Annotated in this window: 14 protein-coding genes; all 14 read right to left on the bottom strand. The window is 66.5% G+C overall.

The features are described 5' to 3' along the window. Window positions 1–179: 179 nt before the first annotated feature. Entirely contained in the window at window positions 180–1,094 is a 915-nt protein-coding gene (locus ACVIW0_RS15055; protein WP_461353045.1) for an NAD(P)-dependent oxidoreductase, read from the bottom strand. Between the two features lie 151 nt (window positions 1,095–1,245). Continuing rightward, a complete protein-coding gene (locus ACVIW0_RS15050) occupies window positions 1,246–2,439 on the bottom strand; it encodes an MFS transporter (RefSeq protein ID WP_461353044.1) in 1,194 nt (397 codons plus the stop codon). A gap of 195 nt (window positions 2,440–2,634) precedes the next feature. Continuing rightward, a complete protein-coding gene (locus ACVIW0_RS15045; protein WP_461353043.1) occupies window positions 2,635–2,904 on the bottom strand; it encodes a hypothetical protein in 270 nt (89 codons plus the stop codon). Window positions 2,905–3,047: 143 nt separating this feature from the next. Then, entirely contained in the window at window positions 3,048–3,350 is a 303-nt protein-coding gene (locus ACVIW0_RS15040; protein WP_461353042.1) for a copper-binding protein, read from the bottom strand. Window positions 3,351–3,376: 26 nt separating this feature from the next. Beyond that, window positions 3,377–3,853, bottom strand: coding sequence for a cupredoxin domain-containing protein (locus tag ACVIW0_RS15035; protein WP_461353041.1), 477 nt, complete (start codon window positions 3,851–3,853; stop codon window positions 3,377–3,379). Window positions 3,854–3,926: 73 nt separating this feature from the next. Next, on the bottom strand, window positions 3,927–5,264 hold the full coding sequence (locus ACVIW0_RS15030; RefSeq protein WP_461353040.1) for a multicopper oxidase family protein: 1,338 nt from the start codon (window positions 5,262–5,264) through the stop codon (window positions 3,927–3,929). 14 nt (window positions 5,265–5,278) lie between these two features. Next, window positions 5,279–6,697, bottom strand: coding sequence for a TolC family protein (locus tag ACVIW0_RS15025; protein ID WP_461353039.1), 1,419 nt, complete (start codon window positions 6,695–6,697; stop codon window positions 5,279–5,281). Between the two features lie 6 nt (window positions 6,698–6,703). Next, window positions 6,704–7,015 carry a hypothetical protein gene (locus ACVIW0_RS15020; protein WP_461353038.1) on the bottom strand — a complete coding sequence of 104 codons (312 nt, stop codon included), beginning with the start codon at window positions 7,013–7,015 and terminating at the stop codon, window positions 6,704–6,706. Between the two features lie 77 nt (window positions 7,016–7,092). Continuing rightward, on the bottom strand, window positions 7,093–7,566 hold the full coding sequence (locus ACVIW0_RS15015; RefSeq protein ID WP_461353037.1) for a hypothetical protein: 474 nt from the start codon (window positions 7,564–7,566) through the stop codon (window positions 7,093–7,095). Between the two features lie 92 nt (window positions 7,567–7,658). Continuing rightward, entirely contained in the window at window positions 7,659–10,826 is a 3,168-nt protein-coding gene (locus ACVIW0_RS15010) for an efflux RND transporter permease subunit (RefSeq protein WP_461353036.1), read from the bottom strand. Next, window positions 10,823–12,271, bottom strand: a complete 1,449-nt coding sequence (locus ACVIW0_RS15005; protein ID WP_461353035.1) for an efflux RND transporter periplasmic adaptor subunit — start codon at window positions 12,269–12,271, stop codon at window positions 10,823–10,825. Before ACVIW0_RS15005 ends, ACVIW0_RS15010 begins: the two co-directional genes overlap by 4 nt. Further along, window positions 12,268–12,669 (bottom strand): FixH family protein, encoded by a 402-nt coding sequence (locus ACVIW0_RS15000; RefSeq protein WP_461353034.1) that lies wholly within the window; start codon window positions 12,667–12,669, stop codon window positions 12,268–12,270. Before ACVIW0_RS15000 ends, ACVIW0_RS15005 begins: the two co-directional genes overlap by 4 nt. A 100-nt stretch (window positions 12,670–12,769) precedes the next feature. After that, window positions 12,770–13,162, bottom strand: a complete 393-nt coding sequence (locus ACVIW0_RS14995) for a hypothetical protein (protein ID WP_461353033.1) — start codon at window positions 13,160–13,162, stop codon at window positions 12,770–12,772. A 70-nt stretch (window positions 13,163–13,232) separates the two neighbouring features. After that, window positions 13,233–15,410, bottom strand: a complete 2,178-nt coding sequence (locus tag ACVIW0_RS14990; RefSeq protein WP_461353032.1) for a xanthine dehydrogenase family protein molybdopterin-binding subunit — start codon at window positions 15,408–15,410, stop codon at window positions 13,233–13,235.

The raw sequence follows: 15,410 nt of genomic DNA, 5'->3' as shown, positions 1-15,410 counted from the left end.
GCCGGCGTGGTCACAACGACCACGCCGGCTTTTTTGTTGGCTGTATTCTATCCGGACTGCAGGTCTTCGCTTCGCCTTCCCCCCGAAAGGGGCAAGGTCGGGATGCCGCAAGCTCCACCGCGCGTGGATAGATCAGATCCCCACCCGCTTTGCTCTGCGAGCAAAGCGACCTCCCCTTTTCAAGGGGAGGTCGGCATCATGTTGGCCACTCTCGCAGCATAGGCATCGAGCACGTCGTCGGCGCTGTAAGACGGACGCGCTGCGAAATCATCGCGCAGGCCGAGCCGTGCCGATGTCCTGAGCCGCGTGGCGGTCGCTTCGGTCATGATGGGCTTCAGGCCGATTTCCCGCAGCCCCTCCGCGACGCCGTCCATCTCCACGGCACGGCGCTCGGCGTGCAGCACATCGGTGCGCACGCACATGTCGACGAATTTGCTGTAGCGCGTCGCGTCCATCGGCTCGCAAATGCCACGCAGCGCTTCGCTGCGAACCCCCGCGAGCGAGGCTGCGGTCAGCGCTTCCACGATCAGCGCCTCCATGCCTTTCGTCACGACGCTGCGCAGCATCTTCACTGCTGCCGCGGTGCCGGCCTCCGGGCCGGCGAGCTCGATCGTAAAGCCCAGCGGCGCGAACGCCTCGGCAAACCGCGCGGCGCCATCGCCCGAGCAGTACAGCGGCACTGCCGCGCCGTAGATGCTGACCGCGCCCATCAGATTGGCATCGACATAGGCACCACCGTTCGCCGCCACGGCCTCGCCGACGGATCGCTTGGTCCTGGGCGTGGACGCGTTGACGTCGACCACCAGCATGTCAGGCCGAACCAGGCTGGCGATGGCTTGGCCGACAAGCGCGGCGGTCGCCACCACGACTGCGGAGAACACGATGTCGGCGCGCGCCATCAGCGTCGACAGGCTATCGACCAGTTCGACCCCGCAGGCGGACGCCATGTCCCGGAACGCATCCGAATATGGCGGACGATTGGTCTTGCCCTCGCAAAACACCAACGGCGCCGGACCGCTTTTGCTTGCGAGATGGGCGGCGAAGCACTGCGCTGCCTCGCCGAAGCCGACAAAGCCGATCACTTGCTGGGTCATGCCAATACCTCGTGTCCGATTGTGAGCGCGTGCGATCGCGCTCAACGCCCCGTTCGTTGCCGGAGCCGCATCACCACCAAAAGAAAGCAAAAGCCGTGCCCGGCTTCACGATGGATTGTACGGAGCGGACAGAAGACGGATCATCGCGACGTCACGGCGTGGCGGCGATCCCCACATCGCGCCGCCGGCGGCCGAGAATGGCGAGCATCACCAGCGCGCCGACCGAACAGGCGAAGGCGAGTTCCAGCACGGCGTTGCTGCCGAACCGGGTCAGCAGATAGGCGAGCGCCGGCGGCGAGGCCGCCGAGATCAGGTTGAGCGGCAGCGCGATATGCGACGTCGCCTTGGCGAACGCACTCTTGTCGTAGAACACCAGCGGGATCGTCGCCCGCGCCACCGCAAGCGCGCCGCTGCCGAGGCCGTAGATCAGGATGAAGGCCGCGATCGCCGCGTAGCTGCCGTGGCCGATGATCAGGATCAGCATCGCGACCGGCAGCAGCGTGCCGGCGACGAGCCCGGTCGTGATGCCATCCCAGCGGCCACCGCCGAGGAAGTCGATTGCGCGCGCCGACACCTGCACGATGCCGAGCGTCGAGCCGAACGCGACCGCCTCGGCCGCCGACAACCCCTGCGCCTTCAACAGCTCGACCAGCACCGCGCTGAAGCCGAAGCTGACAAAGGCGTTGAGCGCGATCGCCGCGACCACCAGAACGAACGTGCCCCTGCCCGCCGCCGGCGGCGCCGCCGCGCTGTCCGACCCCGATGCCGTATCGGCCTCATGGACCACACGGCGCGGCAGCCCGAACGTATAGAGCGGCAGGCAGACCAGCAGCATCGCCGCCGCATAGACCAGACAGGTCCCGCGCCAGCCCAGGGCCTCGGCGAGGAACGCGGTGGCCGGCCAGAAGATGCTGCTGGACAGCCCGGTGACCAGCATCAGCGCACCGATCGCGCCCTTCGCGTTCCGCCCGGCCACCTCGTTCAGCATGATGTAGGCGGCCGTGCTCAGCGCCGCGCTTCCGGCCATCCCGAGCATCGTCCAGGCGATGAAGTAACCCGCCGCGTCATGCGCGCAGGCGAGAGCGATGAACCCGAGCGCGGCAACCGCGCTGCCGGTCACCATCACCCGCCGCGCGCCGACCCGCCGGAACGGTTCCGCCAGCAGCGGGCCGCACAGGCCCATGGTCACGTAGAGCGTCGAGGTACCGCCGAACACCATCGGCAGCGAAAGGTGGAGGTCGGACGCAATCCGGTGGCCGGCAATCGCCGGCAGGCCGAGGGTGCCCCAGCCGACGAGCTGCGCAACCGCAAGGACGACCAGCACGCCGCCGATCTGCCGATCCATCCCAAGGAGCTGTCCAAGAACCTGCCCAAGAAACTGCGCCCGGCTCGTCCCGGCCATGACCTGCCCATCGCATTCAACCAGAACGCTGGGCTAACCGACCTGGCATGACAGGATCATGACAATGGCGCGTCGCACCGCCACGGGAGCTGTTAGATCCCCAAGAATAAATCCAAGAATCCGAACAGTTGCGGCTAGTTACGGGTAGTGCTCGAGGCGCCGGTCGGGCTTCTGCGGACGGCTGGTGCCGACCGTGCCGCCATCGGCGGTGTCCCCCGGCTTTGCCGGGCGCACGGCCCGCTCGATCGGCGGCCCGCCTTCGCCCGTCTTCGTCGTGTCGTTCAGCGCCTGGCCGATGGTGGTCAGTTTGGCGGCCTGGCCGGTCCCGGCCGAAGGACCGGAGCTCTGCGCCAACACGGTTCCCGACAGCACCAATGCCATCATCAGTATTGCCGCGTTGACTGTCATGGAGGGGGCCTTCTGCACATCAATGATGCACAGCAACGCGCCGCTGCCACGGACGTTCCCGCGGCGCCATCATTTAAGGTGAACGCGTGGCCAATGCCGCCTGGCCTGGCCACACGCCTGCCGATCCCACGCCGGTCATCGCCTCACTTCGCCTTCTGGATCGCCGTGACGGTATAACCGCCGTCGCCCTCCTGGGCTTCGAACTTGACCTTGTCGCCGACCTTCACCTGCTTGAGCAGCGCCGGATCCCTGACCCGGTAGACCATGGTCATCGGCTCATCCATGCCGAGGCTCTTGGCCGGGCCGTGCTTGAGCGTGATCTTGCCCGCGCCCTCGTCGATCTTCTTGACCTCGCCGTTGATCGCTGCGGCCTGCGCGAACGTCCCGCCGAGTGTCAGCGCCAGGCCGACGGCGGTAGCGCCTGCAATCCGGATCATCCTGTTCATCATTGTCGTCCTTCTCGTTGCTGGTTTCATTTCACGATGACGCGGCCGGTCATCCCGTACTCGCGGTGATCGGGGATCAGGCAGGCATATTCGAACGTCCCGGCCCTGGTGAACTTCCAGACGATCTCCGCGCTCTTCTTCGGCGCGATGCGCACGCCGTTCGGATCGTCGTGCTCCATATGCGGATGCTTCTTCATGACTTCGGCGTGCTTCAAATTCTCCGCGGTGGTGGCGAGCAGGAATTCGTGATCCTCGGTGCCGGCATTCCTGATCACGAAGCGGATCTGCTCACCGCGCTTGACCTCGATGCGGAACGGCGTGAACTCCATCTCCTTCATCTCGATCTCGACCGTGCGCGACGGCTTGCCGGGATCGCCGGGCTCGCCAGCCGAATAGGATTCGTGGCCATGGGATTCGTGACCATGTTTTTCGTGACCGCGCGACGGCGCGGCGGTGACCGACAGCGCAAGGAGCGCGATGCCGATCGTCATGCGGTGGTTCATTGGATTCTCCATTTGGTGTTTGCGACTGGCTTCTCGTCGGATGGCCCGTTGATCCGCTACATCTTCATTCCCTTCATCGATGGCTTGGCTTTGCGTTCAGGCGCGGCCGGCGGCTGCCGCGCGGGCTCGGCGCCGGCGCGTCGACCTCGTAGGCGACGGTGCCCGGCGGATAGGTGTAGGGACCGGGATCGCTGTAGTCGTCGCGGCCGAGCCCCTCGCGGATCTTCATCACCGTGAACATGCCGCCCATCTCGACCGGCCCGAATTGTCCGGTTCCGGTCATCATCGGCAGCGTGTTGTCGGGCGCGGGCATCTCCATGTTGCCCATCGCCATGCCGGTCGATCCCATCACCATGGCGTCGGGCGCGAGCCTGCCGACCGCCTTGGCCAGATCCTGCCGCGACACGCCGATGAAGTTGCGCATGTCGTGACCCATCGCGTTCATGGTGTGGTGCGACTTGTGGCAGTGGAACGCCCAGTCGCCGGGATTGTCGGCCAGCATGTCGAACGCCCTGACCGCGCCGACCGGCACGTCGGTCGTGGTTTCCGGATATTGCGCACTCTCCGGCACCCAGCCGCCGTCGGTGCAGGTCACCTTGAAATTGTGTCCGTGCACATGGATCGGATGGTTGGTCATGGTCAGGTTGCCGATCCGCACGCGGATCCTGTCGCCGAGCCGGATCGGCATCGGATCGATGCCGGGATAGACCCGGCTGTTCCAGGTCCACATGTTGAAGTCGGTCATCTCATTGACCTTCGGCAGATAGGTGCCGGGGTCGATCAGGTAGCTGCTCATGATGAAGACGAAGTCGCGGTCGACGGGACGGAACGCCGGATCGCGCGGGTGCACGATGAACATGCCCATCATGCCCATCGCCATTTGCACCATCTCGTCGGAATGCGGGTGATACATGAAGGTCCCGCTGTGCTTGAGCTCGAACTCGTAGACGAAGGTCTTGCCCGGCTTGATGTGCGGCTGGTTGAGGCCGCCGACACCGTCCATGCCCGATGGCACGATCATGCCGTGCCAGTGCACCGTGGTATGCTCCGGCAATTTGTTGGTGACGAAGATGCGGACCTTGTCGCCTTCGACCGCCTCGATGGTCGGGCCCGGCGCCTGGCCGTTGTAGCCCCAGAGATTGGCCTTCATGCCGTCGGCGAATTCGCGCACCACGGGCTCGGCGACGAGATGGAATTCCTTCCAATCGCCGTTCATCCGCCACGGCAGCGTCCAGCCGTTGAGCGTGACGACCGGCCGGTAGTCGGGCCCGCTGGTCGGATGCAGCGGCGGCTGCATCACCGCTTTGTCCATGGTCGGTGCTTCCGGGATGGCAGCGGCCTGCACCCGGCCACTGACTGCGCTTGCGGTGACCAGGGCCGCACTGCCGAGAAATCCACGCCGAGAGAACATCGTGTTGTCTCCATTCAATGATCGCCGGCCGCGGGTGCGGCCGAAGCGACGGACGATGGTGTCGATGCCGCGGCTGCCGAGCCGCCGCCGTTGATCGCGGTCTGCAAATCGGATTGCGCCAGCCAGAAGTCGCGCCTGGCATCGATCGCCGCGCGCAGCGAGCCGAGCCGCTGCCGCGCTTCGGTGAGCAGCGCGAACACGTCGACCTGCATGCTGGAGAAGCGCAGCTGCATCTCCTCGGTGATGATCTGCCGCAGCGGCAGCACCTCGCGCTGATAGTGGCTGGCGATGTCGTAGGTCGAGCGGTAGACGCGGTAGGCGTCGCGCGCCTCGGAGCGGACGTTGATCGCCTTCTCGGTCAGGCGGTTGATCGCCTGCCGGTAGGTCTCGGCCGCCTGCCGGACGCGCACCTCGCCGCCGTCGAAGATCGGGATCTGGAACTGGACGTCGAAGCCGCGTTCCTTGAATGCCGGCGCTTCGGGATCGTGGGTCCGCTTGTCGATACCGGCGACGTCGAGCAGCGTGACGAAGCGGGTCGCCTCGGTGAGATCGAGCGCCTTGGCGAGGGCTATGATCTCCATCCGCGCGATCTGCAGATCGACGCGGTGGCCGACCGCGGCGACCTCGATCGACGGCTGTTGCAGTGGCCGCTTCGGCAGCACCGGCAGCCGGTCCGGAATCCGGAAGCCGAGATCGCCGTCCCACAATCCGAGCAGGCGCGCCAGCCGCTCGCGCGAGCTCGCCGCATTCTGCCGCGCGCTGGCGAGCTCGGCGGTGATCTCGGCGTAGAACACCTGCTCGCGCGCCTGGTCGAGCTTGTTCATGCCGCCGGTTTCGCCGAGCTTTTTTGCAAGCTGCGCGGTCGATTCAGCGGTCGCCTTCGCATCGGTCAGCAGCGCGACCGTCTCGTTGGCGGCGACCGCCGCAACGTGGCTGCGCCGCACCTCGGCAGCGAGCCGCAGGGTGGCGAGCGCGGCCTTGAGCTGCGCCTGCCGGAATCGCTCGCGCGCGATCTCGGAGCGGACCGGCAGCGTCGCCAGCGCGAGGATGTCGCCGACCACCTGCCGCTCGACCTCGCTGGCGCCGTTGCCGGTGATGCGCGAGACCGAGAAGGTCGGGTTCGGCGGCAGGCTGTCGGCGACCAGATCGGTCTCCGCCAGCGCCAGTTCGTTATAGGCGGCCTGCAAGCCCTTGTTGTTCAAGAGCGCGACCTGCACGGCGGCATCCGCCGTCAGATTACGCGCCAATAGCCGCTTCCCCGCGGCGTCGGCGGTCGCGGCCTCGTCCGCTGAGCGAACGAAGGCGACGTCCTTGCCGATCGCCTTCTCCGTCACCTCGGACACGACGCCCATGCCGGTGTCGGACGAGAACGACGCGCAGCCCGCGAGCGCGGATGTCACGAGCAGGATCGGCGCGATGGCCAGATGTCGCATGGCGCTCTACCGATCCGGTTTCGCCGGCGGCGTCACGCCGTCATTGCGCTCGCGCCAGGGCAGCGGCGTCGCCGGACGCAGGCTTTCGTAGGGCGCGATGGTCGAGCGGTAGCCGACACCGGCCGTGGGCGCTGACGGATTTGCGGGATCGCCCCCGACGGCGACCGGCCGTGCATCAGTCATGCAGCCGGCGAGCGGCACGGCCGCGAGCATGGCGGCGCCGATCCGCGACACGAATGTGGGTGGCGCGCGCCGGCCAAGCCTGTTGCCAAGCCTGGCGGCCACGGCGGCGAGCCTCGCCCCGAGATGCGAAAACATGGGTCTGTCCCGATCACTGGATGAATCTCAGGCATGCGCACGCAAACGCGCGGCACAGCCACGATGTCAGCTCAGGATCAGGCGATGGGGGGACGGTAGAGCCGCGCCGGCGCCTCGCTGCGCAGGCTCCGAATGGCCTCGGCAAGACGGGTCGCGATCGGGTGCAAGGGACCGTCGACCAAGGGAAGATCGGCCGGCAGCGCCGACACGCACATCAACGCGCAGCACGGCCCCGGCGAGGCCTTGCCGTCGTGGCCGTGCTTTGCGGGTTGTGCACCATCGTCCGCGTGATGCATGTGCATGCCACCATGATCGTGGGAGGCATGATCATGCGCGACATGCTCGGCATGCGCCATCGGCATCGCGGCATCATGCATCTGCACCGCGACGGCCGGCTGGACCTCGTCGGTCAGGCACGGAAACGGCGCCCCGAATGCCAGCGCGAAAGACGGCGCGAGCACGCAGAACAGATAGGCCAGGATGATGGAACATCCCGCCCGCACCCGCCCTCGCCTGTTCAACCGCACCAACACCCGCCCGATCGCTCCCATTCATCCGCGCCGCAAGCCAACAGCAAATCAGTTTATACCCCCGCAGGGTATCGTTCATCCAGCCCCAATCGCAAGCAGGCTCCGTGTTCCGCTCACAACCGTGCTTGCTGTCGCGCGGCGGCCACAGCGGCATCTCGTTCAGGAAGCCGCGCCCGAAGCTCGATGCCCTTCACGACGGCGAAGATCGCGGGAATCACGATCAGCGTCAGCAAGGTCGACGAGATCATGCCGCCGATCACAGGCACCGCGATGCGCTGCATGATCTCGGAACCGGTGCCGGTGCTCCACATGATCGGCAACAGCCCGGCCATGATGGCGACCACCGTCATCATCTTCGGCCGCACCCGCTCGACCGCGCCTTCGATGATCGCGCGATTGAGATCGTCGCGATCGACTTGCCGTCCCTCGGCGGCGCGATGCGCGGTGATCTCGGCCAGCGCGTGATTGAGGTAGATCAGCATCACCACGCCGGTCTCGGTCGCAACGCCGGCGAGCGCAATGAAGCCGACCGCGACCGCGACCGACAGGTTGAAACCGAGCGCCCACATCAGCCAGAGCCCGCCGACCAGCGCGAACGGCAGCGACAGCATCACGATCATGGTCTCCGCCACCGAACGGAAGTTGAGATAGAGCAACAGGAAGATGATCAGAAGCGTCACCGGCACCACGATCCTGAGCCGCGCGGTGGCGCGTTCGAGATATTCGTACTGCCCGCTCCAGACCAGATAGGTGCCGGGCGGAAACTGCACGCCGGCCTGCACCGCGCGTTGTGCATCCGCGACATAGCCGCCGAGATCGCGATCGCGGATGTCGACATAGATGTAGGTCGCGAGCTGCCCGTTCTCGGTCCGGATCGTGGTCGGCCCGCGGCCGGGCTTGATATCGGCGACCTCGCCGAGCGGCACCGCCCCGCCCGCCGGCATCGGCACCAGGATGTCGCTTGCGATCGCACCGGGATTGTCGCGCAGATCGCGCGGATAGCGCATGTTGACGGTGAAGCGCTGGCGTCCCTCCACCGTCGTGGTCACGCTCTGGCCGCCGAGCGCGGTCGCGATCGTGTCCTGCACGTCCTGCACCGCGATGCCGTAGCGCGACAACGCCTCGCGGTTCGGCGTGATCTCGAGATAGTAACCGCCGAGACTGCGCTCGGCATAGGCCGACGAGGTGCCGGGCACGCCCTTCACGACCTGCTCGACCTGGCGGGCGAGCTTGTCGATCACGGTGAGATCGGGACCGATCACCTTGACGCCGACCGGGGTGCGTATCCCGGTCGACAGCATGTCGATGCGCGCCTTGATCGGCATGGTCCAGGCGTTGGAGACGCCGGGGAATTGCAGCGCCTTGTCCATCTCGGCGATCAAGCCGTCGAGCGTGAGGCCCTTGCGCCACTGCTGCTTCGGCTTGAGGTTGACGACGGTCTCGAACATCTCCGACGGCGCCGGATCGGTCGCAGTCGCCGCGCGGCCGGCCTTGCCGTAGACCGACACGATCTCCGGAAAGCTCCGGATGATCCGGTCCTGCATCTGCAACAGCTCGGCCGCCTTGGTCACCGAAATGCCCGGCAGCGTGGTCGGCATATAGAGCAGCGTGCCCTCGTTGAGGTCGGGCATGAACTCGGTGCCGAGTTGCCGCGCCGGCCAGATCGAGACGGCGACGGCGCCGAGCGCGAGCATGATCACCAGCGCTTTCGCCCGCAGCACGCCGTTGATGACCGGACGGTAGATCCAGATCAGGAAGCGGTTGATCGGATTGCTGTGCTCGGGAATGATCCTGCCGCGGACGAAGATCACCATCAGCGCCGGCACCAGCGTCACCGACAACAGCGCCGCCGCCGCCATCGCGAACGTCTTGGTGAAGGCGAGCGGCGAGAACAGCCGCCCCTCCTGAGATTCCAGCGTAAAAATCGGCATGAACGACACGGTGATGATCAGCAGGCTGAAGAACAGCGCCGGTCCGACTTCCGCCGCAGCGTCGATCAGGATCGCGACCCGCGACCGGTCGGGCTCCGCCCGCTCCAGGTGCTTGTGCGCGTTCTCGATCATCACGATCGCCGCGTCGATCATGGCGCCGATCGCGATCGCGATGCCGCCGAGGCTCATGATGTTGGAGCCGATGCCGAAAAACTTCATCGCGCCGAACGCCATCAGCACGCCGACCGGCAGCATCAAGATCGCGACCAGCGCGCTGCGGACATGCAGCAGGAACACGATGCAGACCAGCGCGACCACGATGCTCTCCTCGAGCAGCGTGCGCTTCAGCGTCTCGATCGCCGCATAGATCAAATTGGAGCGGTCATAGACCGGCACGATCTCGACCGATGTCGGCAGGCTGGTTGCGATCTCGTTGAAGCGCTTCTTGACGTTCTCGATCACGTCGAGCGCATTGACGCCGAAGCGTTGCAGCACGATGCCGCTTGCGACCTCGCCCTCGCCGTTGAGCTCGGCGATGCCGCGCCGCTCGTCGGGGCCGAGCTCGACCCGGGCGACGTCACGCAGCAATACCGGCGTGCCGTTGTCGATCTTCAGCACGACGTTGCCGAGATCGTTGATGTCCTTCAAATAGCCCTTGCCGCGGATGACATATTCGAACTCGGAGAGCTCGACGGTGCGGCCGCCGACATCGGCATTGCTGGCGCGGATCGCATCACGCATCCGCTGCATGGTGATGCCGCGGTCGCGCATTCGCTGCGGATCGAGGATCACGTTGTACTGCTTGACGAAGCCGCCGACGCTCGCGACCTCGGCGACGCCTTCCGCCCTGGCCAGCGCGAATTTCAGGTTCCAGTCCTGGATGGTGCGGGTATCGGCCAGATTGAGCTGCTTCGACATGACAGCATATTGGTAGACCCAGCCGACCCCGGTCGCATCAGGGCCGATGGTCGGCGACACGCCGGCCGGCAGCCGCGCCGCGGCACCGTTGAGGAATTCGAGCACGCGCGAGCGCGCCCAGTAGATATCCGTGCCGTCCTCAAAGATGACATAGACGAAGGAGACGCCGAAGAACGAGAAGCCGCGCACGACCTTCGACTTCGGCACCGTCAGCATCGCCGTGGTCAGGGGATAGGTGACCTGGTCCTCGATCACCTGCGGCGCCTGGCCGGGATATTCGGTGTAGACGATGACCTGGGTGTCGGAGAGATCGGGGATCGCATCGAGCGGCAAATGCATGAGCGCATAGAGGCCGGCGGCCGCCGCAAGGCCGGTGCCGAACAGCACCAGCAGCAGATTGCGTGCCGACCAGACGATGACGCGGGCAATCATGGCTTGCCTCCATCCGCCATCCCGCTCTCGCCCGCCGCCCGCTTCGTGCCGGCTTCGGCAAAGCCCTTGATCGCAGCTTTCAAATTGCTTTCGGCATCGATCAGGAAGGTCGCCGACGTGACCACCGCGTCTCCTTCCGCGAGGCCGTCGCGGATTTCGACATGGCCCTCGCCGCGCCGTCCGAGCTTCACCTCGCGCGGCTCGAACCTGCCGTTGCCGCGGTCGAGCAGCACGGTCTGCCGGCTGCCGGTGTCGAGGATGGCGTTGTCGGCCACGGTGAGCACCGGCGCGGCGCTGCCGGTGTCGATCTCGGCGTCGACATACATGTCGGGAAGCAGCGCGAGATCGGCATTCTGCAATTCAATCCGCCCCCGCGCGGTGCGCGTCTCCTTGTTGACCTGCGGATAGATCACGCTGATCCGGCCGGTGAAGCTGCGGCCCGGATAGCTCCGCGCGCGGACCGTGACCTGCTGCCCGACCACGATGCTGCCGAGATCGCGCTCGGCGACATCGACCAGCGCCCACACCACCGACACATCTGCGATCCGGAACAGCACGTCACCGGGCTGCGCCCGCATGCCCTCGATCGCGGCACGCTGCAACACGATGCCGTCGCGCGGCGACAGCCACTGGATCGCGATCGGAACCGTGCGGCTCTTCTCCATCTCGGCGATGACGGGCTCAGGCACGTCGAGATTGGTCAGCCGCTGTTTTGAGCCGCGCCCATAGGGCTCGATCCCGGCGGTCGCCTTCGAGGAGATGGTCGCGACATATTCGGCCGCAGCGGACGAGATCGCCGGGCTGTAGATCTCCATCAGCGGCTGGCCTTTGGTCACCCGGCTGCCGGTCGTGACGTCGGCAACGCCCTGCACATAACTCTCGGCGCGCATCGCGATGACGGAGACACGGCGTTCGTCCAGCTGGATCGTGCCGGGCGCCCGCACCAGCGTGCGGATGCGGCGCATCTGCGCGGCTTCCGACCTGACGCCGGTGCGCTGGATCTTGCCCGGCGACAGCGTGATCGAGACATCGTCGCTGTCCTCGCCGTCGTAGACGGGGATGTAATCCATCCCCATGGAATCCTTCTTCGGCACCGGCGAAGTATCGGGGAGGCCCATCGGGTTGCGATAATATTTGACCTTGCGCTCGCCCTTCGCGGCCGCGGCCTTCATCTCCGCCGGCTGCGCAGGCTTAGCGGACTCGCTGTCGGCATCCGGATAAACCGGCAGATAATCACGCCCATCGGACGTCTGTTTTGGCGTCGCGGAATAAAGCGGTTTGCCGTCGGGATCGCGGTAATAGCTCGGCGCGGCGCTCTCCGCCGCATGCGCTACGGAGACGATGGCAGCGGTCGCCGGTCGCGGCGGCAGGCCGCGGCCGATCCATGCGAGGCCTGCCGCTGCGGCGATCGCAGCGGCAGCGCCGGCCCAGATGAGGCGGGTCATTTCTCGGCCGTGACGACGAGCTTGTTTTCGACCGAGCCGGTCTCACCCTGCACTTTCGCGCCGAGCGACAATTGCCAGCGGCCGGCCATGCCGAAGGTCGCCTTGAACCGGTAGGTGCCAGGCTCAGTGCCCGGCATCGGCGTCACCTTGGTGGCCATCTCCTGCATGCCGTCGGGCGCCATGTCGAGCCGGGTCGAGAAGATGACCGCGTCGGGCACGGCCTTTCCGGTGGTCTTGTCGACCAGCCGCACCGTCACGATGCGATCGGCACCGGCCTTGACGGTCGGCTGCACGAGCTGGAATTCGTAGTTCTTGATCTCGGCGTGGACGGGTGCGCCGGCCAGGGCAACGCCGATCAGCGCGGCCGCAGCGGCGCGCGCGAGATGGAAAGACTTCATTGGTTGTGATCCTCGATAGGTCTAATGAACCGCTCAGCGGCGTGCAAAGGCACGCGCGCCGTCTGGCGCACGCGTCAGCGATCAGGCGCTTGCGCGCCCGTCAGACCAGGGTTCGAGGTGGATGATCGGGAGGCTTGGCGCCGAGATCGTCGAGCAAACGATCGTCACGCGCGGCGAACCGGCTCAGCCGCGGATCACGCTTGACCAGCGACGCCGTGCCGGCTGGAACCGGCAGCGAAACGCTCAGCATGCAGAGTGCGAGGAAAGGACAGTCTTCGCAGCCCTTGCTCTTGGTCTGGTCCGGACAGCACGGCATGTCGTCGGCCATCGCCAGCCCGGAGATGTCATGATCTGACATGGCATGATCGGCCGGCATCGCGGCGGCTGATGCATCCGGCATCATCCGGGCAAACGCCGGCGCCACGGGCGCGAGCAACAGCCCGGCCGCGACCAGCAACAGAATCCAGAGGTTGGCGAGCCGCCTCAGATGCATGCCCGGTTGTCGCACGGATCAGCGGAACCTGCAAATCCGTGCGACTTCACGATCGCGCCAGTGCCGCGCGTCAGGCCTGCTTCAACACCGCCGGATCGACCGGCATCTTGCGCAGCCGCTTGCCGGTCGCTGCGAAGATCGCATTGCTGATGGCCGGCACGATGCCCGATGTCCCGGTCTCGCCCATGCCGCCGGGCGGCTCGGTGCTCGGCACGATATGGACCTCGATGGCCGGGGCCTGATCGATGCGCAGCATCTGGTAGCTGTCGAAATTGCTCTGCTCGACGCGACCGTCCTTCAGCGTGATCTCGCCATAGAGCGCGGCGGTGACGCCGAAATTGATGCCGCTCTGCAGCTGCGCCTGCACCGTGTCGGGATTGACCACGGTGCCGCAGTCCATCGCGCAGACGACGCGGTGGACGCGGACCGAACCGTCCTTGGCCACCTCGACCTCGGCAATCTGCGCAAGGTAGCTGCCGAACACGAATTGCAACGACACCCCGCGTCCCCGGCCGGCCGGCAGCTTGCCGCCCCAGCCGGCCTTGGCCGCCGCCAATTCGAGTGCTGCCCTGGCGCGGGGCGACTTGCCGAGCAGCGCCTTGCGGTAATCGACCGGATCCTGCTTGGCGGCCGCGGCCATCTCGTCGATCACGCTCTCGGTGACGAACACGTTGTGCGAGGGCCCGACGCTGCGCCAGAACGCAGTCGGAATGCCGGGTGGTTCGACCCGGACATATTCGACGTGGAAGTTCGGGATGTCGTAGACGAGATCGATCGCGCCTTCCGTCGTGTCGGGATCGAGACCGTTGCGGAACGCCGGCGGCGCCCAGCGCGCCAGCACGGACGAGCCGGCAAAGCGATTGTTCCACGCGACCGGCTTGCCGGATGCATCGAGCCCGACCGAAATCCGGTCACACCAGTACGGCCGGTACATGTCGTGCTGAATGTCCTCCTCGCGGGTCCACACCAGCTTGACCGGCGCATCGACCTGCTTGGCGACCTGCACGGCGCGAATGACGCCATCGACCTCGAGCCTGCGGCCAAAGCCGCCGCCGAGCAGATGATTGTGCACCACCACCTTCTCCGGCGGCAGGTCCAGCATCTTCGCGGCCACCGCCTGCACCCGCGAAAGCGCCTGGTTGCCGACCCAGATTTCGCAGCCATCGGCACGAACATGCACGGTGCAGTTCATCGGCTCCATCGTGGCATGGGCGAGGAACGGCAGCTGATAGGTCGCCTCGACTTTGGTCGCGGCACCTGCCATCGCCTTGTCGGCGTCGCCGATATTTTGCGCGACCGCGCCGGGCTTCGTGGTGGCGGCTTCGAGCTCGCGCGCGATATCCGCCGTGGCGAGCCTGGCGTGGGGTCCCTCGTCCCACTCGACCGTGAGCGCCGCTAGACCTTTCTTCGCCGCGCCCATGTGATCGGCCACCACGGCGACTGCGTCATCGAGCTTCACGATCTGGCGCACGCCGTTGACGGCTTTTGCCGCCGCGTCGTCCACGCGCTTCACCCGCCCGCCGAACACCGGCGACTGTGCCAGCGTCGCGATCTTCACGCCGGGTGGCCGCGCGTCGATGCCGTAGACCGCCGTGCCGTTGATCTTCGAGGGCGTATCAAGCCGCTTGGCCGGCGTGCCGATCAGCCTGAACTCGGCCGGGCGCTTCAGCGTCACATTCTCCGGCACCGGGATCTGCGCCGCATCGGCCGCGAGCTCGCCATAACCCAATTTGCGTCCCGAGGCCGCGTGATGCACCTCGCCGTTCTCGGCGCGGCAGGAGGCGGGCTCGACGTTCCAACGCTTCGCCGCGGCTGCGACCAGCATCGCCTTCGCGGTGGCGCCGGCTTTCCGCATCGGCTGCCAGGCGCCGCGCATCGCATTGGAGTTGCCGGTAGCCTGCACGCCGAGCAGCGGGTTGGCATAGAGCTTGTCGCTCGGCGGCGCGTGCTCGAGCTGAACCTGGTTCAGTCCGATTTCGAGCTCCTCGGCGATCAGCATCGGGATCGAGGTGTAGGTGCCCTGCCCCATCTCGACATAGGGCATGGTCAGCACGACCTTGCCGTCGCCGCCGATCCGGATGAAGGCGTTCGGTGCGAAGCCGTCGGCGGCCGCGGCCTCGCTCTCGCGGCCCGCGAACGGCAGGCTCACGCTGAGCAGCAGTCCGCCGCCTGCGATCGCGCCGGCGCGGAGGAAGTTGCGCCGCGACAGGTCGGCGGCGCGCTCAGACAGATTGTCGATTAGCGTCAT

The organism is Bradyrhizobium sp. USDA 4454, from assembly GCF_054822705.1.
This window is presented reverse-complemented; position numbering and strand designations above follow the sequence as displayed.

Coding starts and splice junctions, on each gene's coding strand:
- ACVIW0_RS15055 (WP_461353045.1), bottom strand. CDS start 1,094: ATGACCCAGCAAGTGATCGGCTTTGTCGGCTTCGGCGAGGCAGCGCAG.
- ACVIW0_RS15050 (WP_461353044.1), bottom strand. CDS start 2,439: ATGGATCGGCAGATCGGCGGCGTGCTGGTCGTCCTTGCGGTTGCGCAG.
- ACVIW0_RS15045 (WP_461353043.1), bottom strand. CDS start 2,904: ATGACAGTCAACGCGGCAATACTGATGATGGCATTGGTGCTGTCGGGA.
- ACVIW0_RS15040 (WP_461353042.1), bottom strand. CDS start 3,350: ATGAACAGGATGATCCGGATTGCAGGCGCTACCGCCGTCGGCCTGGCG.
- ACVIW0_RS15035 (WP_461353041.1), bottom strand. CDS start 3,853: ATGAACCACCGCATGACGATCGGCATCGCGCTCCTTGCGCTGTCGGTC.
- ACVIW0_RS15030 (WP_461353040.1), bottom strand. CDS start 5,264: ATGTTCTCTCGGCGTGGATTTCTCGGCAGTGCGGCCCTGGTCACCGCA.
- ACVIW0_RS15025 (WP_461353039.1), bottom strand. CDS start 6,697: ATGCGACATCTGGCCATCGCGCCGATCCTGCTCGTGACATCCGCGCTC.
- ACVIW0_RS15020 (WP_461353038.1), bottom strand. CDS start 7,015: ATGTTTTCGCATCTCGGGGCGAGGCTCGCCGCCGTGGCCGCCAGGCTT.
- ACVIW0_RS15015 (WP_461353037.1), bottom strand. CDS start 7,566: ATGGGAGCGATCGGGCGGGTGTTGGTGCGGTTGAACAGGCGAGGGCGG.
- ACVIW0_RS15010 (WP_461353036.1), bottom strand. CDS start 10,826: ATGATTGCCCGCGTCATCGTCTGGTCGGCACGCAATCTGCTGCTGGTG.
- ACVIW0_RS15005 (WP_461353035.1), bottom strand. CDS start 12,271: ATGACCCGCCTCATCTGGGCCGGCGCTGCCGCTGCGATCGCCGCAGCG.
- ACVIW0_RS15000 (WP_461353034.1), bottom strand. CDS start 12,669: ATGAAGTCTTTCCATCTCGCGCGCGCCGCTGCGGCCGCGCTGATCGGC.
- ACVIW0_RS14995 (WP_461353033.1), bottom strand. CDS start 13,162: ATGCATCTGAGGCGGCTCGCCAACCTCTGGATTCTGTTGCTGGTCGCG.
- ACVIW0_RS14990 (WP_461353032.1), bottom strand. CDS start 15,410: ATGACGCTAATCGACAATCTGTCTGAGCGCGCCGCCGACCTGTCGCGG.